At 64.6% G+C, this 22,805-nt stretch carries 16 protein-coding genes and 2 CRISPR repeat arrays; of the genes, 1 reads left to right on the top strand and 15 read right to left on the bottom strand.

The genetic code is table 11. The features are described 5' to 3' along the window. Nucleotides 1-4: 4 nt before the first annotated feature. The 7 genes from HLH27_RS00440 to HLH27_RS00410 form a co-directional block, all read right to left on the bottom strand. The gene (locus tag HLH27_RS00440; RefSeq protein ID WP_182947151.1) at nt 5-1,039 is read right to left on the bottom strand and encodes a sulfate ABC transporter substrate-binding protein; all 1,035 of its coding nucleotides are present in this window, start codon (nt 1,037-1,039) and stop codon (nt 5-7) included. Between the two features lie 47 nt (nt 1,040-1,086). Next, on the bottom strand, nt 1,087-2,757 hold the full coding sequence (locus HLH27_RS00435; protein ID WP_182947150.1) for an OprO/OprP family phosphate-selective porin: 1,671 nt from the start codon (nt 2,755-2,757) through the stop codon (nt 1,087-1,089). Nucleotides 2,758-3,023: 266 nt separating this feature from the next. Continuing rightward, nucleotides 3,024-4,571, bottom strand: coding sequence for an OprO/OprP family phosphate-selective porin (locus HLH27_RS00430; protein WP_182947461.1), 1,548 nt, complete (start codon nt 4,569-4,571; stop codon nt 3,024-3,026). A gap of 466 nt (nt 4,572-5,037) precedes the next feature. Then, nucleotides 5,038-6,633 (bottom strand): isocitrate lyase, encoded by a 1,596-nt coding sequence (locus HLH27_RS00425; protein ID WP_182947149.1) that lies wholly within the window; start codon nt 6,631-6,633, stop codon nt 5,038-5,040. A gap of 197 nt (nt 6,634-6,830) precedes the next feature. Beyond that, the gene (locus HLH27_RS00420) at nt 6,831-8,324 is read right to left on the bottom strand and encodes a CoA-acylating methylmalonate-semialdehyde dehydrogenase (protein WP_182947148.1); all 1,494 of its coding nucleotides are present in this window, start codon (nt 8,322-8,324) and stop codon (nt 6,831-6,833) included. 30 nt (nt 8,325-8,354) lie between these two features. Beyond that, nucleotides 8,355-9,725: an MFS transporter gene (locus HLH27_RS00415; protein WP_182947147.1), complete on the bottom strand. Its 1,371-nt coding sequence runs from the start codon at nt 9,723-9,725 to the stop codon at nt 8,355-8,357. A gap of 26 nt (nt 9,726-9,751) precedes the next feature. After that, complete coding sequence (locus HLH27_RS00410) at nt 9,752-10,909, bottom strand: iron-containing alcohol dehydrogenase (RefSeq protein ID WP_182947146.1); 1,158 nt, start codon at nt 10,907-10,909, stop codon at nt 9,752-9,754. A gap of 255 nt (nt 10,910-11,164) precedes the next feature. Between HLH27_RS00410 and HLH27_RS00405 the strand changes: the two genes are divergently transcribed. After that, complete coding sequence (locus HLH27_RS00405; RefSeq protein ID WP_182947145.1) at nt 11,165-12,064, top strand: LysR family transcriptional regulator; 900 nt, start codon at nt 11,165-11,167, stop codon at nt 12,062-12,064. A gap of 20 nt (nt 12,065-12,084) precedes the next feature. Next, nucleotides 12,085-12,662: direct repeats of the CRISPR family, unit length 29 nt; unit sequence CGGTTCATCCCCGCGTGTGCGGGGAACAC. A gap of 72 nt (nt 12,663-12,734) precedes the next feature. Here the strand turns inward: HLH27_RS00405 and cas2e are convergent. From cas2e to cas3, 8 genes are all read right to left on the bottom strand, one after another. Next, on the bottom strand, nt 12,735-13,076 hold the full coding sequence (cas2e, locus tag HLH27_RS00400) for a type I-E CRISPR-associated endoribonuclease Cas2e (protein ID WP_182947144.1): 342 nt from the start codon (nt 13,074-13,076) through the stop codon (nt 12,735-12,737). Further along, entirely contained in the window at nt 13,057-14,016 is a 960-nt protein-coding gene (gene cas1e, locus HLH27_RS00395) for a type I-E CRISPR-associated endonuclease Cas1e (RefSeq protein WP_182947143.1), read from the bottom strand. The genes cas2e and cas1e overlap by 20 nt, the downstream gene beginning before the upstream one ends. 12 nt (nt 14,017-14,028) lie before the next feature. After that, the gene (gene cas6e / locus HLH27_RS00390) at nt 14,029-14,712 is read right to left on the bottom strand and encodes a type I-E CRISPR-associated protein Cas6/Cse3/CasE (protein ID WP_182947142.1); all 684 of its coding nucleotides are present in this window, start codon (nt 14,710-14,712) and stop codon (nt 14,029-14,031) included. Then, nucleotides 14,709-15,497: a type I-E CRISPR-associated protein Cas5/CasD gene (gene cas5e, locus HLH27_RS00385; protein ID WP_182947141.1), complete on the bottom strand. Its 789-nt coding sequence runs from the start codon at nt 15,495-15,497 to the stop codon at nt 14,709-14,711. Before cas5e ends, cas6e begins: the two co-directional genes overlap by 4 nt. Before the next feature lie 8 nt (nt 15,498-15,505). Continuing rightward, on the bottom strand, nt 15,506-16,567 hold the full coding sequence (gene cas7e, locus HLH27_RS00380; protein WP_182947140.1) for a type I-E CRISPR-associated protein Cas7/Cse4/CasC: 1,062 nt from the start codon (nt 16,565-16,567) through the stop codon (nt 15,506-15,508). After that, the gene (gene casB, locus HLH27_RS00375) at nt 16,564-17,157 is read right to left on the bottom strand and encodes a type I-E CRISPR-associated protein Cse2/CasB (RefSeq protein ID WP_182947139.1); all 594 of its coding nucleotides are present in this window, start codon (nt 17,155-17,157) and stop codon (nt 16,564-16,566) included. The genes cas7e and casB overlap by 4 nt, the downstream gene beginning before the upstream one ends. Next, nucleotides 17,154-18,803, bottom strand: a complete 1,650-nt coding sequence (casA, locus tag HLH27_RS00370) for a type I-E CRISPR-associated protein Cse1/CasA (protein WP_182947138.1) — start codon at nt 18,801-18,803, stop codon at nt 17,154-17,156. Before casA ends, casB begins: the two co-directional genes overlap by 4 nt. A 502-nt stretch (nt 18,804-19,305) precedes the next feature. Continuing rightward, entirely contained in the window at nt 19,306-22,005 is a 2,700-nt protein-coding gene (gene cas3 / locus HLH27_RS00365) for a CRISPR-associated helicase Cas3' (RefSeq protein WP_338029803.1), read from the bottom strand. Between the two features lie 228 nt (nt 22,006-22,233). Further along, nucleotides 22,234-22,628: a CRISPR direct-repeat array (repeat unit 29 nt; unit sequence CGGTTCATCCCCGCGTGTGCGGGGAACAC). Nucleotides 22,629-22,805: the final 177 nt, after the last annotated feature.

The following is a 22,805-nucleotide window of genomic DNA, read 5'->3' as shown; positions in this document are numbered from 1 at the left end:
TCCGTTATCGGCTATAGATCTGGTCGAACACACCGCCATCGGCGAAATGCGCCTTCTGGACCTTAGTCCATCCGCCCAGGCTGGCGACATCGAATGTTGTCGTTTTGGGAAAGACCGATGCCGTTTCCGCCACGATCGCCGGATCGACCGGGCGGAAATAATGCTTCGCCCCGATCCGCTGCCCCTCGGGCGTGAACAGGAAGTCGAGGAACCCCTTCGCCACCTCCGCCGTGCCGTGCGCCTGCACGTTCCTGTCCACCACCGCGACCGGCGGCTCGGCCAGGATCGTCACCGGCGGCACCACGATGTCGAACTTGTCCGGTCCCAGCTCGCGCGTCGCCAGCAGGGCCTCGTCCTCCCACGCCAGCAGCACATCGCCCAGCCCGCGCTGCACGAAGCTGTTGGTGGCGCCGCGCGCCCCGGTATCCAGCACCGGCACATGGGCAAACAGCGATTTCAGATACGCCGTCGCGCTGGCCTCCGACCCGCCGGGCTGGCGCAGCGCCCAGCCCCAGGCGGCCAGATAGTTCCAGCGCGCCCCGCCCGAGGTCTTGGGGTTGGGCGTAATCACCTGCACCCCGTCCCGCAGCAGGTCCGGCCAGTCCTGAATGCCCTTCGGGTTGCCCTTGCGCACTAGGAAGACGATCGTGCTGGTATACGGCGTGGAATTATGCGGCAGCCGCGTCTGCCAGTCCGCCGCCAGCAGCCCATGCTGGGCCAGGATGTCGATGTCGTAGGCCAGGCCCAGCGTCACCACGTCGGCGGGCGCCCCCTCCAGCACCGAGCGCGCCTGCGCCCCCGACCCGCCATGCGACGACGTCACCACCACCTGCTCGCCCCCATGCCCCTTCGCCCAGAAGGCGGAAAAGGCCCGCCCGGCATCGGCATAAAGCTCGCGCGTCGGATCGTACGAAACATTCAGCAGCCGCGTCGCCGCCGCCGCCGGACGCGGGCGCGCGCCTACGGCAAACGCCGTGGCGGCGGCAGCCGTACCGGCCAGAAAGCCACGCCGCGACGGCGCCATGAAACCGTTCTTCATATCGTTTCTCGTCCTGATGACAGTTTGCGGAGGGAAGGAAATCCGGCTCAGAACGTGGCCTGCACACGCCCCGCGACGGCATTGCCCGTCCGGCCGAGCAGATCCACGCCGCCCGAGACACCCTTCGACCGGGTGACGATGAAATGGTCGAAATCCAGCATGAACTTGAAGTGCTGGTTGGGATACCAGTTCAGCCCGCCGGCCCAGACCGTCTGCTGGTCGCCATTGATGCCGACCCCACCCTGGTTGGCGACATCGGACAGGTCCGTCACGCTCCAGCGGCCGCTGAGTTCCAGCGCCCCCCAATAGTCATGCGCCGGGTCGAAATCATGCTCGACGCCGGGGGTGGTGAACGCACCGGTCTTGACGTTGTATCCACGCCCCCGGCCGAACAGCGTGTAGTTGGCCGCGACATACCACCCGTCGAAATTCAGCGACGGCAGCGGCGACGCCCCGGCATTGCGGCCGCGCTCCACGCCGACATGGTAATATTCCCCCTTCAGCAGGAAATGCCGCCAGCGGAACGCCAGCTGCGGACCGGCCGCCCATATCTGCGACACATTGGTCAGCGCACCCGACGTCAGCAGCGAGGTCTCGCCCAGCGGCACTTCCATGTTGTCGCTGAACGTATAGTTGCGGCCGCTCGAATTCTGGTTGACCTTGAAGGCGCTGGTCGCCCCGGCCCCCACATGGACGTCGATATCCTTGCTGACATAGGGCCGGCCGACGATGCGGGCCACGGCACCGGTCTGGCTGTCGGTGATCGTCGTGTCCTTGCTCCGGTCGCCGAATTTCTGGCCGGTGAAATAGGCCGCCGCCTGCCAGCGATTTTCATAATGCTCGCCGCCGACGCTGAAGCGCGCGACACCGCCCGCCAGGTTGCGCACCAGGTCGATGATGGTCGGGCGCTCCAGGAATTCGAACGACGATGCCCGCTCCGCGCTTTCCTCTTCCATGCGCGGCTGGAAATAGCCGACGGTCAGCGTCGTATGGCGCAGGCCGGTATAGTTCGCATTGGCCTCGAACAGGCTGACCGACCCGTCCACCGAGCTGGAGCCGAATTCCGGCGTCACGTTCGCCACCCAATCCTTGTAGCGCCAGCTGAAATACAGGCGCAGGCGGCGGGCATTCTCGGTCAGCTTGTTGAAATTGCCGTTCGTCTCGCCCCTTTTGGGCCCGGCACCGATAAAGCCGCCGATATCCTCCTGCGCCGTCAGCCCGATCGAGAAACTGTATGCGCCATCTTCCGACGAAATCGTGGGCCGCCCCGCCGGAAAGCCGATCTGCATGCCCCCCACATGCACGGTCTCGTCCCGCGCGGTCGCCGCCCGGATCTCGGCCCAGGACGGAATCGGCCCTTCCGGCGTGATCAGCCGCGTCTCGGCATCCGTGCGGGGCCGCTGCGTGGCGGCCGGTCCCTGGGCCTCGCCGATCGTGGGCAAAGGTCCACCGGCCCAGCGATGCGCATGCACCACATGCGGCGCCCCGCCGGCCTCATGCCCGGCCGCGGCGGGCACGGCCCGTCCCTCATCGCGGGCAATCCGCGCCTGAAGCACGTGGATCTCCTCGCGCATCTGGCGCTGCATCTCCCGCATTTCACGCCGCAACGCCGTCACTTCGTCGTCATGCGAAGCCGCCTGCGCCAGCGCGGGCACAAAACCGGTGGACAGAGCCGTTGCCAGGGCAAGCGAACGCCGGACCTTGAAACCTTCTTTCATATTCTACGAACCTTCAACCCGGCACAAACAGACACATTTCACGATATTTTTCGCGTTTAATGCGAACCGCAATGATCGATGCCACGTTGTAATTTAACGGTCAATAGCGTTGTAAGAGTCATTGACCACGCTAGTTCGTTTAATTGAGACAAAGCCCGGGCGACGAGGCGATATTTTCACTATATTTAATTGTTATTTATCGAGTCCAGGCACACCCGCCCGATCGCCGCCGGCCCGCATCGACCTCGCATCGACCATGCAAGCGCTCAGAAACTGGCCTGAATCCGCCCCACGACCAGATTCCCGGTCCGCCCCAGCAGATTGACCCCGCCGGCCACTCCCTTCGACCGGCTGACGATGAAATGGTCGAAATCCAGCATGAACTTGACATGCCGGTTGGGGTACCAGTTCAGCCCGCCCTGCCAGACCGTCTGCTGGTTGCCGTCAACCCCCGTACCGCCCTGGTCGACGGCATCGGACAGGTCCGTGACGCTCCAGCGGCCGCTGAGTTCCAGCGCCCCCCAATCGCCATGCAGCGGATCGAGATCATGTTCGACCCCGGGCGTGATGAACGCAGCGATCCTGGGGTTGTAGGATCGCGGCCGGCCGAACAGCGTATAGTTGGCCGCGACATACCACCCGTCGAAATTCAGCGACGGCAGCGGCGACGCCCCGGCCTCATGGCTGCGTTCCACCCCGATATGGTAATATTCGCCCTTCAGCAGAAAGCGCCGCCAGCGCACGCCCATCTGCGGGCCGGCCGCCCAGATCTGCGCGACATTGGACAGGGCGCCCGAAGTCAGCAGCGCCGTCTCACCCAGCGGCACCTCGACATTGTCGCTGAACGTATAGGCGCGGCCCTTCGCATTCTGGTTGACCTTGAAGGCACTGATCGCCCCGGCACCCACCAGCACATCGACATCCCGGCTGACATAGGGCCGGCCGACGATGCGTGCGACGCCGCCGGTCTGGCTGTCGGTAATCGTCGTATCCTTGTTGCGGTCGCCGAATTTCTGCCCGGTGAAATAGAACGCCGCCAGCCACCGGTCCTCGTAATGCTCGCCGCCGACGCTGAAGCGCGCGACGCCGGCCGCGATGTTGCGCACCAGGTCGACGATGGTGGGACGTTCGAGGAATTCGAACGCCACCGGCCGCTCGGCGCTTTCCTCGTCCATGCGCGGTTGGAAATAGCCGACGGTCAGCGTCGTATGGCGCAGGCCGGTATAATTCAGGTTCGCCTCGAACAGCCCCACCGACCCGTCGGCACTCAGCGACCCGAAATCGGGGGTGACGTTCGCCACCCAATCCTTGTACCGCCAGGTAAAATACATGCGCAGGCGGCGCCCGTTCTGGGTAAAGCTGTTGAAATTGCCCTTGGCCTCGCCCGCCCTGGCACCGGTGCCCAGAAAGCCGCCGACATCTTCCTGCAACAGCCCCCCGACCGAGAAGCTGTACGCCCCATCATCCGACGAGATCGTGGGCCGCCCGGCCGGAAAGCCGATGCGCATGCCGCCGACATGCACGCTCTCATCCTTCGCCGTCGCGGCCTTCACTTCCGCCCAGGACGGAACCGGCCCTTCCACCATGGCCACCCGGCTCCCGGCATCCGACCGGGGCCGTACCGGCCCGGGCCCATAGGGCGCGCCGATCGTCGGCAGGGGCCCGCTCCAGCGCCGCGGCACGGCATGGGCGACACGGGGCGCCTCCCCGGGCGGGTGCGTGTCCCGCGCCTGCGGCGCCCGCCCTTCATCCCGGGCGATCCGGGCCTGAAGCACGCGGATCTCGTCGCGCATCTCACGCTGCATGTCCCGCATTTCGCGCCGCAGCGCCGCAATCTCATCGTCTCGGGGTGTCGCCAGGGCAAGGCTCGGCAGACCGACCACCGGCACAACCGTCGCCACAAGAAACAAATGTCGCGTTTTCAATACAATAGACACTATCGCCCGAACTCTCCGCGTCCACTCCCGCAGGAACGCACCGGATCGTGCAGGTTTCCCGCAACCAGCCGCCGAAAGGCTAGTCAGCCCCCGCCGATCGGTCAACGCCGCGCCATGTTTTACATCGCACCATCAGACATGAATTCACATATGCCGTTTCATACCCGCCAATAATGCGAATTTTTATTTTAATTCCCGCCACCCGGCCGCGCTGGCACACTCCTCGTCCCCGCCCATCGCAGGACGCACAAAAAAAGCCCGGCCTTCACGAGGAAGACCGGGCCGCAAGGTGCGATAACAATTATTGCTTGTTGTTATTCCCGCACACCGAAAGGTGCCGGCGTCAGCCGAACTGCCCCATGGTGTTATGCGCGCCGCCGGCCTTCAGCGCCGCTTCGCCGGCGAAATACTCCTTGTGGTCGTCGCCAATGTCCGACCCGGCCATGTTCTGGTGCTTGACGCACGCGATCCCCTGGCGGATTTCCTCGCGCTGGACGTTCTGCACATAGCCCAGCATCCCCTCGTCGCCGAAATATCTCTTGGAGAGATTGTCGGTCGACAGCGCCGCCGTGTGATAGGTCGGCAGCGTGATGAGGTGATGGAAGATCCCGGCCCGCTTCGCCGCATCCCGCTGAAACGAGCGGATGCGCAGGTCGGCTTCCGTCGCCAGATCGCTCTCGTCGTAGCTCTGCGCCATCAGCTTCGCACGATCGTAGGCCGAGAGGTCGCGCCCTTCTTCCTTCCAGGCATCATAGACCTGCTGGCGGAAATTGAGCGTCCAGTTGAAGGACGGCGAGTTGTTGTAGACCAGCTTGGCATTGGGCACGGCCTCGCGGATCCGGTCCATCATGCTGGCGATCTGCTCGATATGCGGCTTCTCCGTCTCGATCCACAGCAGGTCGGCACCATGCTGCAGCGCGGTGATGCAATCCAGCACACAGCGATCCGCACCCGTGCCGGCACGGAACTGGTAGAGGTTGCTGGGCAGGCGCTTCGGCCGCAGCAGCTTGCCGTCCCGGGCGATGATCACGTCACCGTTGCGCACGGTGCCGTCCGTCACCTCATCGCAATCCAGAAAGCTGTTGTACTGGTCGCCCAGGTCGCCGCGCTCGCTGCTGTACGCGATCTGCTTGGTCAGGCCCGCGCCCAGGCTGTCGGTGCGACAGACGATCACCCCGTCTTCCACCCCCAGCTCCAGGAACGCGTAGCGGACGGCACGCACCTTGGCCAGGAAGTCCTCGTGCGGCACCGTCACCTTGCCGTCCTGATGCCCGCACTGCTTTTCGTCCGACACCTGGTTTTCGATCTGGATCGCGCAGGCCCCGGCCTCGATCATCTTCTTCGACAGCAGGTAGGTCGCCTCGGCATTGCCGAACCCCGCGTCGATATCGGCGATGATCGGCACGATATGGGTCTGGTGATTGTCGATCTTCGACTGCACCTCGGCCTCGCGCGCCGCATCGCCGGCTCCCCGCGCGGCATCCAGGTCGCGGAACAGCATGCCCAGCTCGCGGGCATCGGCCTGGCGCAGGAAGGTGTAGATCTCCTCGATCAGGTCGGGCACCGCCGTCTTCTCGTGCATCGACTGGTCGGGCAGCGGGCCGAATTCCGAGCGCAGCGCCGCGATCATCCAGCCCGACAGGTACAGATAGCGACCCTTGAGCGACCCGAAATGCTTCTTCACCGAGATCATCTGCTGCTGCGCGATGAACCCGTGCCACGCCCCCAGCGACTGGGTGTACTGCGCCGGATCGGCATCATAGGCGGCCATGTCCTGGCGCATGATGGCGGCGGTGTAGCGCGCAATGTCCAGCCCAGTCTGAAAACGGTTCTGCAGGCGCATGCGCACGACATAGTCGGGGTTGATCCCGCCCCAGGTACCCTGCTTGGCCTGGATGATCTGGTTGAGCTTGGCGGTTGCCGATTCCTGATATGACATATGATGGTTTCCGTTATCCGTGGGAAGCGTGGCGTCACAAGGCTTAACGCCATAATACCCGGTGCAGGAAGGTGGAAACCATTCATCACGCTGTATTTCTGTAAAGCTTTTACAAACAGCGATTTCCAAATGAAAAGCCTTTTTACGACCGGCTCGCGGACCGGGCGCGCCTGCGCGCAACCCGGCCCGCACCCGCCTCAGCCGTGCGTCGGCATCGCGAATTCCGCGCCCGAGCGGATACCCGTCGGCCAGCGGGTGGTCACGGCCTTCATGCGTGTAAAGAAGCGCACACCCTCCGGCCCGTGCATATGGTGGTCGCCGAACAGCGAGTCCTTCCAGCCGCCGAAGGAATGAAAGGCCATCGGTACCGGAATCGGCACGTTCACGCCGATCATGCCCACCTGCACCCCATGGGTGAACGCCCGGGCGGCATCGCCGTCGCGGGTAAAGATCGCAGTACCATTGCCATAGGGGCTTTCGTTGATCAGCTTCAGCGCGCTGTCGAAATCCGGCACCCGCACCACGCACAGCACGGGGCCGAAGATCTCCTCCCGATAGATCGTCATGTCCGTCGTCACATGGTCGAACAGCGACCCGCCGATAAAGAACCCCTTCTCATGGCCGGCCACGACATGGTCGCGCCCGTCGACCACCAGGGTCGCCCCCTGCTCCACCCCGGCATCGACCAGCGCGCGCACGCGGGCCAGATGCTGGCCGGTGATCAGCGGCCCCATCTCGTTGCTGTTGTCGGTCCCCTGGCCGATCTTCAGCGAACGGGCACGCTCGGCCAGCCGGCTCACCAGCGCGTCGGCAACCGGCCCCACGGCCACGGCGACCGAAATCGCCATGCAGCGCTCGCCGGCCGACCCATAGGCCGCGCCCACCAGCGCATCCACCGCCTTGTCCAGATCGCAATCCGGCATGATGACGGCATGGTTCTTCGCGCCACCCAGCGCCTGCACACGCTTTCCGGCCGCCGTCCCCGTGGCATAAACATGCTTCGCGATCGGCGTGGAGCCGACAAAGCTGATGGCTTCGATCCCGCGATGCGCAAGGATGGCATTGACCATGTCCTTGTCGCCCTGCACCACCTGGAACACCCCGTCCGGCAACCCGGCTTCCTTGAAGATGTCGGCCAGCATGACGGCCGCCGACGGATCGCGCTCCGACGGCTTCAGGATGAAGCAATTGCCGGTGGCCAGCGCCATCGGCGCCATCCACAGCGGCACCATCACCGGGAAGTTGAACGGCGTGATGCCCGCCACCACCCCCAGCGGCTGGCGCATGGTATGGGCGTCGATCCCGCGGCTGACCTGCTCGGTAAACTCGCCTTTCAGCAGTTCCGGCGCGGCAGTGGCAAATTCCACCACCTCCAGCCCGCGCGTGACCTCGCCCTGCGCGTCCGACAGGATCTTGCCATGTTCGGCGGTAATGACGGCCGCCAGCTCGCTCATCCGGGCCTCGATCAGGTCCCGCGCCCGGAACAGGATGCGCGCCCGCGTCAGCGGCGGCGTCTCGGCCCAGGCGGGAAAGGCGCGACGGGCAGCGGCAATGGCGGCCTCCAGGTCGCTCTGCACCCCCAGCACGACCTGCGCCGCCACCGACCCGGTCGCCGGGTTGAACACATCGGCACGGCCCGTTCCGTCGCCCTCGCTATGCCGTCCATCGATAACGTGAGGAATGATCTTCATGATTCCGATCCTTGATATACGTGTTGATAATCAGACTTCCTGCCCGGATTCCGGAATCAGCACGGACAGCGAGGCCGCCTGGCGTTTCCGATCGCCACCGACAGGCAGCGTTTCAGGCACGAAGAAAAGGGTGACGAGAAAACCGACGATGCAGACCGCAACCGGATAAAGCAGCCCGGCAAAGACATTCCCGGTAAGATTGACCAGGCTGAGCCCGATCAGCGGCAGGAAGCCGCCGAAAATCCCGTTCCCGATATGGTAGGGAATGGAAATCGACGTATAGCGCACCGCCGGCGGAAAACTCTCGACGATAAAGGCCCCGTACGGCCCATAGATCATGGCCGCGATCACCACCAGCAGGAACACGGTCCCCGCGACCGGCAGGAAATCGATCGTGGTGCCATGCACGGCCGAGCGCAGCAGCATGAACATCGGCAGGTAGAGAATGACCGCCGCCGCCATCCCGCACAGCGACAGGCGCTTGCGCCCGATCCGGTCCGACAGCGCGCCGAAGACGATAAAGAACGGCAGCCCGCACACTGCCCCCAGCGCCACCGCCAGCGTGGCGGAGAGGAAATCCACGTGCATGACGCTTTGCAGGAAATAGAGTGCATAGAACTGCGCGGTATAGAACGTGATGGCCTGCGCGCAGGCCACGCCGAACAGAAAGGTCACGATCCGCCGCGCATTGCCCGGAATGGTAAAGGCATCGCGGATCGGCGATGCGGAAAGCTGCTTGTTCTTCTGCATGTCCAGAAAGACCGGCGATTCATGCAGCCGCATGCGGATGCGAAACGACACGCCGACCAGCACGATCGAGACCAGGAACGGCAGCCGCCACCCCCAGGCGCCGAAACTCTGCTCCCCCAGCCCCAGCCGCAGCCCGAGCACCATCGCCAGCGACAGCACGAACCCGCCCGAGGCCATGGCCTGGATATAGCTGGCCCATTTGCCCCGCTCATGCGGTGGCGCATGTTCCGCGACATAGGTCGCAGCGCCCCCATATTCCCCACCCAGCGCCAGCCCCTGGACAACCCGCAGTGAAATCAGCAGCACCGGCGCCAGATACCCCGCCGTGGCATAGGTGGGCAGAAACCCGATGGCGGCGGTGGAACAGCCCATGATCAGCAGCGTGGCCAGGAACGTGACCTTGCGCCCGAACCGGTCCCCCAGATGCCCGAAGATCAGGCTGCCCAACGGCCGGACGGCAAACCCGGTGGCAAAGGTCGCCACGCTGATCAACGTCGCCGCCACACCGTCCTGCGGCGGATAGAACAATTTCGAAAAGAAGATGGCCAGGCTTCCGTAAAGGAAGAAATCGTACCATTCGATGATGGTACCGACGCTGGAGGCGAAGACCAGCCCATACATCGGACGGGCGGCAGCGTGCGCATTCTGCATGACGGTCGATCCGTTTGCTGATGGGTTCAGGCCCAGACGCGACGATAAAGGTCCATGATCTCGCGCGCGGTCGGCACGCGCGGATTGTTGGCCGGCGAGCCCGAGGCCAGCGCCTGGTCCGCCATCAGCGGCAGCAGATTGTCCCACCGGCCGGCATCCAGCCCGAACGATCGCGGCGACGGCACCCCCAGTTCGGTATTGCGCGCCCGCAGCGCCGCAACCAGCGCCTCGCCGGCCGCCGCATCGGGCACGTTTCCGGCCACGATGCCCATGGCCCGGGCGCACTCCGCATAGCGCCCGGGGGCGCCGGCGAGCGACCAGGCCGTGATCTCGGGCAGCAGCATCGCGTTGGACAGGCCATGCGCGACATGGAAATGCGCCCCGATCGGCCGGCTCATGCCATGCACCAGGGCCACCGAGGCGTTGGAAAACGCCATCCCGGCCTCGAACGCCCCCTCCATCACGGCGGCACGGGCCGCGCGATTGCCGGGCTCGACGCAGCAGGTGGGCAGATGGGTCCAGATCCGCGCCATGGCCGTCAGCGCCAGCGCATCGGTAAACGGGCTGGCCTTGCGCGAGACATAGGCTTCCAGCGCATGGGTCAGGGCATCGATGCCGGTATCCGCCGTCAGGCGCGGCGGCATCGACAGGGTCAGCTCGTAATCGACGATGGCGATCCGGGGCTGATAGGCCGCCCCCATGCACAGCATCTTCTCGTCCGTCGCCTCGTCGGTGATGACGGTCACGCGCGTGGCTTCCGACCCGGTGCCGGCAGTGGTCGGAATGGCGACGATCGGCAACCCCGGGGCATCCTGCACGAACGGCGCCTTCAGCTGTGCCGGGCTGGTATCGTGCACCGCCAGCACGGCCACCATCTTCGCCGTGTCGATGGGGCTGCCGCCACCCAGCCCGATCACGCAATCATGCGTCCCCTCGCGTAGCATCGCCAGCGCCGCCCCCACGCAGGCCACCGTCGGGTCCGGCACGGTGTCGGTAAAGGCGCGCAACTCGATGCCCGCCTTGTTCAACAGCGCATGCACCCGCTCCAGCACGCCGGAAGCGGCCATGAAACGGTCGGTGATGATAAACGGCGCACCAAGCCCCGCCTGGCGCAACGCGGCCGGCAGTTCGTCGAGCGCACCACCGCCGAGGCGGACGAAGGGAGGCAGGGATAAGGCTGTCATGGCAGGGCTCCTGACCGGCCGGAGAGGCTTCGGGGCGGTTTGCAAAGTCACCCTGCCGGCGATCCGGCACGAGTTTTCAAACCGCCTCTTGTCCGCCGTATCGGCGGTGCCTCTTCTTGTTGATGTTGCCTCTGGGCTAACGCAGCGGCGCTCGCGCGAAAATTAGGCGTTTTCGCCCATGGCCTGTGCAAATCTGCACGGCAACACGCGACCCGATGTGCGGGATCATGGGGAGCAAGTGGGGGAGCGAGACAGATGAAGCGCGGGCTGGACTGGCGGGACCTGCAATATTTTCTGGCGGTCGCGCGCGGCGGATCGCTGTCCGTGGCGGGCCGCCAGCTCGGCGTGGACCATGCGACGGTGGGCCGCCACATCCAGTCGCTGGAACAGTCGATGGACGCCTCGCTGTTCGAGCGCCACCTGCGCGGCTACGCGATGACACGACAAGGTGAACGCCTGCTGGCGGCTGTCGAGGGCATGGACAAGGAAGCCGGACGCATAACCGAGACCGGCGAAGGCGGCCTGTCCGGCACGATCCGCATCAGCGCGCTGGAGGGCTTCGCCAATTTCTTCCTCGCGCCGCGGATCGGCCTGCTGCTGGCCAACAATCCCGGCCTGACGGTGGAAATGGAGACGATCCAGCAGATCGTCTCGCTGGCGCGCCGCCATGCCGATATCGCGATCACGCTGACCCCGCCGAACGGCAACCGCTTCGTGGGCGAGGAACTGGGCGAATACGCCCTGTTCATCTACGCCAGCCCCGACTACCTGGCCCGCCACACCCCGATCCACATGCGCGAGGACCTGACCGACCACATGTTCGCAGGCTATGTCGACGAACTCCTGTTCACGCGTGAGCTCGACTACCAGGGCGCCATGGGCATCCCCGCCCGCGCGGTCCGGATCCAGAATTCCAGCATCCACGCGCAGATGGAGGCCGCGTGTTCCGGCCTGTGCCTCGCCGTCCTCCCCGCCTTCGTCGCCGCCACCCGCCCCCAACTGGTCCGTGTGCTACCCGAAACGATGACCCTGCGCCGCATCTACTGGCTCGTCACCCGCGCTGACGAACGCGGCACCAGACGCATCCACCACCTCTGCGCCCTCCTCCGCCGCGAAGTCGAAAAGGAAAAACCCCTGTTCCTGGGGGAGACATGAAAAGAACGGTCAACAGTTCATGGTTCATCCCCGCGTGTGCGGGGAACACCGCAGGCCGATGATGATGGCAAGCCAGCAGGTCGGTTCATCCCCGCATGTGCGGGGAACACTCGATGCCGTTATCGACCGTGGTCACGGCCGCCGGTTCATCCCCGCGTGTGCGGGGAACACGACCCTCGGGGTCGCTGAGGGGTTCATCCGGTAGGTTCATCCCCGCGTGTGCGGGGAACACCTGCTGGTGGGAGAAGGCGCCTTTACGGGCGCCGGTTCATCCCCGCGTGTGCGGAGAACACGCGTATTCCTGGCCGAGGACCGGGTTATCCCGCGGTTCATCCCCGCGTGTGCGGGGAACACCATGTGCCGGCGGGCGAGGATAGGCGTGTGAACGGTTCATCCCCGCGTGTGCGGGGAACACATTTACAATCCTCCTCCCGATAGCTCCGGCGCCGGTTCATCCCCGCGTGTGCGGGGAACACTCATCCGGCCGACCTGTCCGGGCGCCTGATCGCGGTTCATCCCCGCGTGTGCGGGGAACACACGGTGCTGTCGAACTATGGCGAGGTCACGGGCGGTTCATCCCCGCGTGTGCGGGGAACACTCTTCCGACAAAACGTTGATATAAAACACCTATTTCCTTGTCAAAGATTCTACCGATCGAAATGCCCTGGTGTCAGCGAGGTCCCCGGCGCCCTGGCGGCGAGGTAGCGGCCGGCCCAGGCTGGGTCGGCAGCGCCGCTTCGGCCCCGAACGCGACCAGCCGAAGCCCGTCGAAATCCACGGGCACCCGACGGTTACGGCCGCAGGTATCGAATGCAAACCCGGCGTCGTTCGGTGCCGCCCAGGCGATAACGGCGTTGCCGTCCTCGATATAGGCACAGACCTGTCCCCAGATCATCTCGCGCACCCGGCGGCCATACGTGCCGATATAGACTCCGGCACGGACTTCCAGCAACCAGACGGCAAGCCGCCCCCGCAAGCGGGGCGGCGCGTTTTCAACCACGATGACCAGCATCACCCAGGCCTTTAGGGTCGTCAAACGCGACAGGCATGGCCTCGTCCGGAGCCACCGGCATTTCCATGCCGCCGGCCGCCAGAACCTCATCGATCAGGGGAATGAGCCGTTCCAGAATGTTGGTGCGCCGGAACGCATCCCGGCACCGATGACGCACCGTCGCAACAGGGTCGCTAACCCGCCACCCGTCCAGAAGGCGACCATGCTCGACGGCGGCGGCAACTCGAAAGGCTTCCGGCACTACGGTTTCGAATTTCACGATGTCCGCGATGTCATAGACGAAACTCTGTGGCTTGCCCGTATGCAAAAACCCGATTGCCGGCGCATATCCTGCCGCCAGAATGGCAGCTTCGGTAATACCATATAGCGCGGCCGTAGCCGCCGACAGGCAACGATTGACCACGTCGGCAGTATCCCACGCATGCGGGTCGTACGACCGTCCGTCCCATTGGGCCCCATGGGTGCGGGCCAGCAATCGATAGGTTTCCCGCACCCGCGCTCCTTCGATCCCCCGCAACTGGTCCACCGATCGCCGTTCAGGCGGGTCCTCTCCGAAGCGCAGCGCATACATTTTCCGCACGACCTTCAGACGCGCGGCATCGTCCAACGCCAGGCGGGCCTGAAGCAGCAGCCGGTCGGCACGGGCGCCCCCCGGCTGGCCGGATGCATAAAGCCGAACACCGGCCTCACCCACCCAGATCAACAACGTACCGGCACGCGCCGCCAACGATGCCGCGGCGTGACTGACACGCGTGCCCGGTTCCAGCATCAGACACACGATTCCGCCAATAGGGATATGGGTCCGAATACCCGACTGATCCACCAGGACAAAGGCACCGTCCAGAACGTCAAGCTGCCCTTTCTCGACAAACAGGATCGACGACCGTTCCTTCATCGGAATGGGTCGTGGCGGCGGCAGGCCAGGCATGGGGCGCGACATGACCTGCGCCTCCTATCCCGCGCGGCGGATCAGCATCAGGCCGCAACCGAAGGCCCGCGCCCGCCCGAATCCCCGCAACAAGGTCGCAACAAAATCCGCAGGCGCCGCCACCATCAGGTCCCCGGTCAGGTCAACGACGCCGAACGACACACGGGGCGCTCCGGCGCGCGCAATCCGCAGGACGTCATATGCCTCGACCGTGACGGGCGCCTCGGGCACAAAGCCGCTGCGCGCGCCCTGCCGCTCCAGCCAGGCCGCCGCCGCGCTTGCCACCGCGTCCACACGGGCCGGCGCACGTTTGTCCCTGGGCAGGTGATGAAGCGCGTCCATCACCACGTCATGCCGTTGGCTGCGCGTCTTGCCCGGCATCTTGCGATCAACGGTGGCATTCGCCCGCAACAGGAAACGCAACCGGTCCCCCTCGTGCAGCACCGGAGCAAACGGGCGGCTCTCGATCGCAAACAGCCCATGCGTGTCCATGGGAGGCCGGGCAGACAGGACCATGTAGCGACCGGGTTCCACCTGCCGCCAAAGAAAATCGCGATCGCGATCGGGTGTATCCCCAAACAGGGCCCATAGCAGATGATGCGCTGCCCCATGCTGCTGCGCCTGTCCTTCCGGCACCAGCAGGCGGGCGAATGCCTGCACCGGGGCGTCCCGCCGCAATGCGACGCGCGAGAGAATGGGCGTCATCATGCTTCCCCCTTCACGCCCGGCATCAGCACGGCCTCTTCCCGCAGGGCGAATTGCCATCGTGTCCGCGAAATCGGCTGGTCCCGCCGGACTTCGCGCCGCAGCACGCGCGCACCTCCGCCCTGCCGCGCCACATCGGCCGCATCGAGCACCAGCAGCGGCCGCCCACCCCGCGCCCGCACACGCCCGGCAAGCTGTTCACGGAAAGAACCGCCATGCACCCTCAACCGCGCCTCCGGCCCCGTATCGTAACGGTCCATCAACACCTCCGCCGCCGCCTCGCCACTGACCAGAACGGGTGCGAGAGGAAGGCCCAGCGGGCAGGATCGACGGCCAAGGGAGGGGGTGAAAACCGGCGCGGCCATCGCCGCCGCAATAATCTCCAGCGTCCAACACGGTGCATCCGCCTGCACCCACAGCGCCCCGAGATGCCATGCCCCGGTACGATAATCGCGACGGGAGAGAATAGTGGCCAGACCTTCCGCCGGTCCCGACAGTTCCTGGGCCCGCGTTGCCGGGCGCCATCCGCGTCGTGCCGGCGCCGTCTGGGTGGTGTGGTAATCCGTCATCGGCTCTCCGGGCGCGTGACATAACAGGGCCAACCCGTATTGTGTCGCCAGCGCCGACTGTGCAGCCTCGTCCTCGCGCGTCAGGCCAAGACAGGCCGCAACCAGCCCCAGCACACCAGACCGCGCCGGACGATCCCACCCCTCACGGCGCTCCCCCACCGCCAGAGCACCGAAGGAGGCAACAGGCGCCACCATGGCGAAGGTCAGAAAATGGGTCATGATGCCGGTCAGGTCCGGCAAAATGCCGCGATCTCCGCGAGGGTAGCACTACTGGAGTGCCCGAGTTCAAGGGCGCATTCAGCATCGCAACCCGGTCCGTAAACGTGGGCCAGATCGGCACGGAACGCTTTCAGATCACGGATTGAATTCTCCATCAGCGATGTCCCGGTCACGGGCTTTGCGAATGCACCCGCCAGAGTGCGCGGCTGCGCATCGCCCTTCTCGGCCAGGACGTAATGCGCACGTGCCAGCGCCGCGAAGCTGTTCTGCTTGCCGGAGGGGGCCACCGTCGCCGCAGCCTGTGCCAGTGCTGCCAGCGCCTCATCCATCACGCCGCTTTCGGCCTCGTCGCCCAGATTGGTCCGCAACAGGTCGCGGTTGACGCAGAGATAAAGATAGAACACGCCCGAACCGAACCCCGCCTCGCCCATGAAGCCGGCCCCAGCATCTTCCTGGGCACCTTTCAGGTCGTCGATCGCGGTGTAGTAATCGTCCTCGACCGTGACGTGATGCGTGGTAATGGCATGCGACACCTGTACGGCCGCCTCGCGGTTATAGACGGGATCGGCAGCCAGCATCCGCCCGAACAGGGCAATGTCCGCAGCAGAATCTGCATGGCACAGCAGGGTGTCCTTTTCTTTTGCGGGATCGACCTTTTCGCCCGCCGCCAGCCGGTCCGCCAGCGCCAGCGCAGCCGCGCGTTCCGTCGGCGAGACGAAAACAAGTTGCTCGGTATGGGCCGGATTCTTGTCCTTCTCGGGCTTGACCTTGCCGTACACGCCGGCAATCGCCCGGGCGATCTCCAACGCCGCCTTTTCCGCCACAGCCTTTTCCTCGCGCAGATAGCGGAAGATTTCATCGCCCAGGCGCTGGGTACGTTGCCCCATATGCCCGGCCAGCGCTTTGGCAAAGATGTCGGACGTGCGCCAGGCCCGCTTGAGCGCCTGCGAGGAAATCCGCAGGCGCGTAACACCGCCTACCACCGCTGTCTTGGGGTTGCCCGTATCGTCGCGATTGACGTTGGACGGCGGGTAGAAAGTCAGCAGATGCAGTTGCAGAAAACGGCTCACGATTGCAATTCCTCGACAGAGTCACAGGCCTGATCCGAAGGCGTCTCCCCCTCCGGCTCACCGGCATTCCAGTATTCGTACACCCAGCGCACGCGGATACGGTCCGCTGCCGCACTGCCCCGCCCCTCGGGGCGAGGCCACAGGAAGACGGCTTCAGCCAGGTCGCGCACATTCATTTCGGCATCGGCAAGCGCGACCAGACGACGGAATCCCCGCAGGCAATCGTCGAATTCCATCATGTCCAGCAGGCGACGAAACCGGATCGGCTTGCATAGCGCCGTTGCCCGGTCAGAGGCATCCACCGGACCGATCCGGCGCGCCACCCGCAGGCCGGGCCGATCCGTGCGCACATGGGCCAGCACACCGGCCACAAGCGCGATACGCTCCAGTGCACCATCTCCTCGCGCCCCACACCGACGCGCGAGCTCCTGCGCCGCCGGCTCGAACAGCACGTCGATCACGCTGCCGCAACGTCGCAGCTTTGCAAGCGCGGCCCGATCACCGGGATCGCCCCGCGCGGGATCAGGTTGCAACGCCCGCCACCATGCCTGGGCCTCCCTGGCCAAGGTCCCGGCATCGGTCCTGCTCATGCCCGTTTCCTTGTGGAAGTCGGCTTCTTGCTCTCAGGAACAGGCAAGTTCATCACCCTCATGATCGCACCACCCTCCTTTCCAAACCCCGAGACCACCACCCGCAACCGGTGTCGTGCCTGCGCCGCGCGCATCGCCTCCGCCTCCCGCATGTCCGGCGACAATTGCACTGCGGCATCGAACCGCGCCATGGCCTGCCACCGCAGCACCGTCACCCATTCGGCACGCGCAGTCTCGAACGCATAGGCGTCCTGTTCCGTCAGTTTATTGAGAAGATCAAAAAACGCCCCGGAGGTTCCGGCCCAGAACCGCTCGCGCACACCTGACAGCGACGTGGCATCCAGCGACACCGTCGCGCCACCGAACAAGGCTTCGCGCACCGTGCCGCGCAACACGCTGGCGACCAGATCGGCCGCCTCGACACAATCGCGCGCGAACCCGTCCAGCTTTTGCTGGCGAACCGGATCGGCCGTACCCGGCAGCGGCATTTCGCTTTCCACGAAACCCCGTGCCTTCATGTTGTCCATGTCGAAACCGGCAGCCAGCAGACGCGGCGACCAGGCGCACCCGGCATCGCGCGCCCGTTCGGCGCGCCATATCGCCACCGCGCTGGCGGGCAACCGGCTCCCGTCGCCACTCTCCACCACCACGCCGACCCAATGGCGATAACCGATCCCGCCGGGCTGGGGATGGACACTGAGCCATTCGCTGTCCGGCTTCTGCCGATAGCGCGGCGTCAGAGGATGAATGCATGCGCCGGCGCCATAGGGCATGCCGGTCCATCCGTCATAACTGGCGCCATAAGGCCGCTGGCGCCAGCCTGTCACCGTGGCGCCGTCCGGTCGTCCCGTCAGGTCGCATGACCCACCATCACCGAAATCGAGCCGGATGCGCCGGGGCATTCCCCACCAGCATTGCAACGGATGCGCGTTGTGCTCCGCCCGCACTTTCGTTCCGGCCTTGCCCGAGACCAGCGTGGGCGCCAGCCAGGGAAAGACACGCGCCAGATCATCCTCCGGCGCCGGCTGGCCACACGGCGTATTGGCCCAAACGACCTGCCACAGGCTCGCTCCTTCTCGCGGCAGAACCAGCGAGACCAGCGGCCCGCCGCCGCGCAGGCCGGTCATGTTCCCCGCTCCACCGCTGGGGGCCCAGGATTGCAACGTAAACAGCGCTATCGCCGCCGCCGGACGTCCCAGCGCCGTCACCTGCCCCCGATGCACGAACAGATCGGCATTCCTGCGCAGGGTACTGTCGCCGGGCGCCTCGATCAGCAATCGCTCCACCGGCTCCGACCCACTGGCCAGATCGTCATGATCCTGAAGAAAGCGCGCCCCCGGCCCGTCCAGCCAGAACGCTTTGGCCACACGGGCAAAAGCCAAGTCCAGCACCTCGACCGACGGCGGCATATGCCACAACTCCACCCACTGCGCCGCCTCGGCAGCAGGGAACGCGGTGGCCAACAGGCCAATCAGAAATTCAATGGAAGCAATACGGAAATCCGCGCGCGGCCAATCGAACGCCACAACCGGATCGTCGACCAGCCTCTCCACGATCTGAGCAGGACGAATACAGGCGACTGCTCCAGACCGCCTACGAACCGGCAGCCAGGAATCGGTGAGGAGATTCAGCGGAGAGCAGATCATCGCACAGACAATATCCTTGATATTGTGGGAAATAATTATATATTACATCGATAATATTCATACATTTTGTGGCGGTTCGACAAATCTATTTTTGCCATCCTATTTTTATAGAATGAATTCAATTCAGAAATAAAATAACACTGAGATGAAGGCATACCAAATGAATGGACATACACAGACAAAGGGCGTAATATTCGCATCTGTGGATGCATCTATGCGCTGACATGAGAATGGCAGCACAAGATGTAGCATAGTCTCTTCTACCGAACGTGCGCCACACGCCATATCCTCCTTTCATAATTCCCCGCCACGTCGAAGCTGAGCTTCGACGTGGCTTCCCTTCCATAAGCTTGAACCTCTCTTATGGTCAAGATTAATCCATATGTCTTGTGTTGGTAATTGTGCAAAGAACCCTGCTCGCGATGCTTACAATGCATTTCCAACAAAAAACAACATCCCCGCTAACGCGGGGAACAGCGCACATTTGCCTACCCAAGACGGGTCATCCCGCGTTGGCGGGAACTATCATGAACCCATAGACACGATCATACCCGACCACAACCTCCTCCCCCTTCTCGTTCCGACCGTCCCCACGCCATCCTTTTCCCGTTTCACGCAAGACCAGCAACAGCATGCTCTGCTCCGCTTCACGTTCCCAGCGCGACCATCCGGACCGGGCGTCGGTCACCGCCGATTCCAGCCCGACCGGCACGTGGCACGACGCCAGGCGGTACTGCGCCACTGAAACCTCGGACAAGGCCCAGGCACGTCGCAGATCGGATGGGTCGACCGGGTTCGCTTCCAGCGCCCAGGGCACCACCACCCCATCACGCACCACTGCAAGGCGCACCGTGACCTGAGGGATCTCCTGAAGGCGCGTCGGCGTGGCCAGTTCAGCCTCCCACTGCGCGGTCTCGGGGGCATAGCCACGATCGAACGCCAGGACATTCTGCGCCGCCAGCGTAGCTTGCGCCTGCCCTCGACCAGTTTCCTGTGTGTTCGCGGCAAGCAACGCCTCGGGCACGGCATCCGCCGTATCATCATCCCCAGCCGCCTCGATCAGCGCCCTGATCTCTCCGGGACTGTCGATGCAGCCCCGCGCGAACAGAGCCCGCGCGGTGCGCCACAACAACGCCGGGTCACGATACACCGCCGCAGTCCGAGGCAGAACGCGGCGCACCCATAGGCCATCGGGTTCAGCGACCGGTTCCGGCGAGACAACCAGCATTTCCAGCGCCGCGACGGGCCGCCCAGCGCGCGAATGACGCCATAATCGGCCCGCCCGCTGGATCAGCAGATCCATCGGTGCCAGATCCGTACACAACAGGTCGAAATCCAGATCCAGACTCTGCTCGATCACCTGCGACGCCATCAGCACCGCCGCCCGCTGGCCGGCCAGGCCATTCTTTCCGAAACGCGCCAGAACATCCCGTTCGATTGCCAGACGATCCACCATGGCAAAGCGCGCATGAAAAACCAGCACGTCCACGCCTTGGGCGCGCAATGTCCGCGCGGTCTCGATAACATCGTCCACCGAATTGCGAATCCATGCCACCGCCGCCCCGGCGGCAGCCCCCCGCCTGACCTCGCCCAACGCGGCATCGACATCCGCCAGACGCCGCACCGCGACGGAGCGGGCCAGCCCACTCCGGGCCGCGCAGGCATGTTCGTCGACTTCTCCGCCCCCCGCCACAGTCACGAGCGGATAGGCCGTGGCCGAAAGCGGCACCGGTTTTCCCCCCAGCCCGCTCCGAAACGCATCAATCAGCGCCTGACGCACCCGCCGCGTCAATGTAGCAGACAGCAGAATGGCCGATCCCCCCATTGCCGCATGAAAGCGCAGCAATTCGATCATCTCGCGCCGCATGTAGGGATCGAAGGCATGACATTCGTCAACGATCAGGATCTTCTCGGCCAAGCCCTGCTGCCGCACCGTTGCAAAACGCACCGGCAACACCGCCATCAATGCTTGGTCGATGGTCCCGACCCCGACCTGTGCCATCAACGCCCGGCGCGACTGGCTGCCCAGCCACGCGGCACAATGGGCTTCGGCCGTACCCTCCATGACGGAACCCGCGCGCGCCATATCGTCATCCGGCGCCAGAGCGTCGGCAAATCGCTCATCCAGCGACGCACGACCATGCGCCAGGGCCAGCGATGGGTGAGCCGACGGTTGAAAAAGCCGTCGATAGGCCGTGGCCAACCGGTCATACATGGCGTTCGCTGTCGCCATCGTCGGCAACGCAACGAACAGACCCGCGCCTCGTCCTACCGCCATCAGCCGGTGCGCCATAGTCAGCGCGGCCTCCGTCTTGCCGCTGCCTGTCAAGTCCTCGATGACGATCAGTGCCGGGCCATCAGGCAAGGCCACGCCTTCGGCCAACGCCTGGGCCGGCGATGGCTGACTGATATGATCGAACAACCCGCCGACGCCGGCGAAGGGCGCTACGGCCATCGGCGCCAGACCGGCACGAGTGACGGCCGAATGCGCCCGGGGCAAGGCATGATTCCAGAAATATGCCGCCGGATCGGCCAGTTCGCCTGGGGCGACATACGGAAACCACTCAACCCTGGACCCGATCCAGTCCGCAGTAACCGTCAGCCCCGCCAGCCGCCATTCCAGCCGCCGAAGCGCCGAGGCATCAGGCAGCGGGATCGGCGGCGGCCGAAACACTTCGAACAACAGGCCGACAATTCGTCGTGCCCAGACCATCGTCCGATCATCCAGCCTGTCGGCCCGCGTTTCCGCTACCGGACGTCCATGATGCCCGGCAACCGCGCGGAACAACGCACCCCGTTCCAAGGCAAGCCACCGCCGCCCCGAGGGCGACAGACCGAATAACGGCGCCAGTTCCGCATCCGCCATCGCATTCAGGAGCGCCAACCCGTCCGCGTCGTGAGAGGCAGCGGCCAACGTGGATGACAACGGCCCGAACGCTGCCCTGGGCCAGTGTTCCGGCACCTTGGCCTGAAACCCCGGCATCAGCTTGCCGATATCATGCAGCGCGACCAGAAACCCGATCTGGCGTCTGTCGAGTGTGCACTGCGACCATCCGGGCAGAAGAACCGCCACCGCCGCAACGTCGAGCATATGGGCAACAAGTGGGTGCATCGCAGGCCCCGAAAGACCCCCCACCCCAAATACATCAGTTCGCGCCTTGCCCCAGAATAGGGAAAGCCCGTCCGCACCTGGAATACACACCCGACCCTGCCCCCTTCTTGCGCACCGAAGCGGTCCCTTCGTCAAACGCGGCCGTTCCAGGCTCCCGCCCAAGCAGTAAACGGCACCGAGATCATATAGTCGTTTCCAGATCCTCACATAGTAAAGAAGGAGGAATCTTATCGATAAGACAATGTAGCGTTCGAAGAAGAAACATCCCTGCATGTGCGGGGAACAATGCAACCCAGCCGTCACGTCGTCCGACGCATGCGGTTCATCCCCGCGTGTGCGGGGAACACTCATGACGCGGGAGTTTCCGTGATGTCGACGCCGGTTCATCCCCGCGTGTGCGGGGAACACATCAGGCAGAGCATCGGGTCCGCACGCATCAGCGGTTCATCCCCGCGTGTGCGGGGAACACGAGGAGACGCGGTCGACGGCCGAGATCGTGACCGGTTCATCCCCGCGTGTGCGGGGAACACTCGGGCTCGACCGTGTTGTTTTTCACATGCAACGGTTCATCCCCGCGTGTGCGGGGAACACATGAAATCGATCGATCAGGACATGTTCCTGGCCGGTTCATCCCCGCGTGTGCGGGGAACACTTTTCCTGGTAGGTCGTGATCAGCCGCTCCACCGGTTCATCCCCGCGTGTGCGGGGAACACTCTTCCCAGAGCATATTGATATTAAAAGCCTATTTTCATGTCAAAAATTCCACCGACGAATAAGGGCCCTTGCGTCGCCCCATCTTCCATTCTCCCAGAGTAGCCGGAATATCCAGTTCTGACATCCCTCCCAAATGGCCGAGGCAACGGACAATGCCTTCGGGGGTCATTCCAAAC

The organism is Gluconacetobacter takamatsuzukensis (assembly GCF_014174275.1).
GTDB lineage: Bacteria > Pseudomonadota > Alphaproteobacteria > Acetobacterales > Acetobacteraceae > Gluconacetobacter > Gluconacetobacter takamatsuzukensis.
The sequence above is the reverse complement of the archived record's forward strand: the minus strand, read 5'-3'. Positions and strand labels throughout refer to the sequence as shown.

Bases quoted from the DNA above. Each gene is read 5' to 3' on its own strand.
- HLH27_RS00425 (WP_182947149.1), bottom strand. From the start codon at position 6,633: ATGTCATATCAGGAATCGGCAACCGCCAAGCTCAACCAGATCATCCAG.
- cas5e (WP_182947141.1), bottom strand. From the start codon at position 15,497: ATGACCCATTTTCTGACCTTCGCCATGGTGGCGCCTGTTGCCTCCTTC.
- casA (WP_182947138.1), bottom strand. From the start codon at position 18,803: ATGATCTGCTCTCCGCTGAATCTCCTCACCGATTCCTGGCTGCCGGTT.
- HLH27_RS00405 (WP_182947145.1), top strand. From the start codon at position 11,165: ATGAAGCGCGGGCTGGACTGGCGGGACCTGCAATATTTTCTGGCGGTC.
- cas6e (WP_182947142.1), bottom strand. From the start codon at position 14,712: ATGATGACGCCCATTCTCTCGCGCGTCGCATTGCGGCGGGACGCCCCG.
- cas2e (WP_182947144.1), bottom strand. From the start codon at position 13,076: ATGCTGGTCATCGTGGTTGAAAACGCGCCGCCCCGCTTGCGGGGGCGG.
- HLH27_RS00420 (WP_182947148.1), bottom strand. From the start codon at position 8,324: ATGAAGATCATTCCTCACGTTATCGATGGACGGCATAGCGAGGGCGAC.
- casB (WP_182947139.1), bottom strand. From the start codon at position 17,157: ATGAGCAGGACCGATGCCGGGACCTTGGCCAGGGAGGCCCAGGCATGG.
- HLH27_RS00430 (WP_182947461.1), bottom strand. From the start codon at position 4,571: ATGCGGGACATGCAGCGTGAGATGCGCGACGAGATCCGCGTGCTTCAG.
- cas1e (WP_182947143.1), bottom strand. From the start codon at position 14,016: ATGTCGCGCCCCATGCCTGGCCTGCCGCCGCCACGACCCATTCCGATG.
- HLH27_RS00435 (WP_182947150.1), bottom strand. From the start codon at position 2,757: ATGAAAGAAGGTTTCAAGGTCCGGCGTTCGCTTGCCCTGGCAACGGCT.
- HLH27_RS00410 (WP_182947146.1), bottom strand. From the start codon at position 10,909: ATGACAGCCTTATCCCTGCCTCCCTTCGTCCGCCTCGGCGGTGGTGCG.
- HLH27_RS00415 (WP_182947147.1), bottom strand. From the start codon at position 9,725: ATGCAGAATGCGCACGCTGCCGCCCGTCCGATGTATGGGCTGGTCTTC.
- HLH27_RS00440 (WP_182947151.1), bottom strand. From the start codon at position 1,039: ATGAAGAACGGTTTCATGGCGCCGTCGCGGCGTGGCTTTCTGGCCGGT.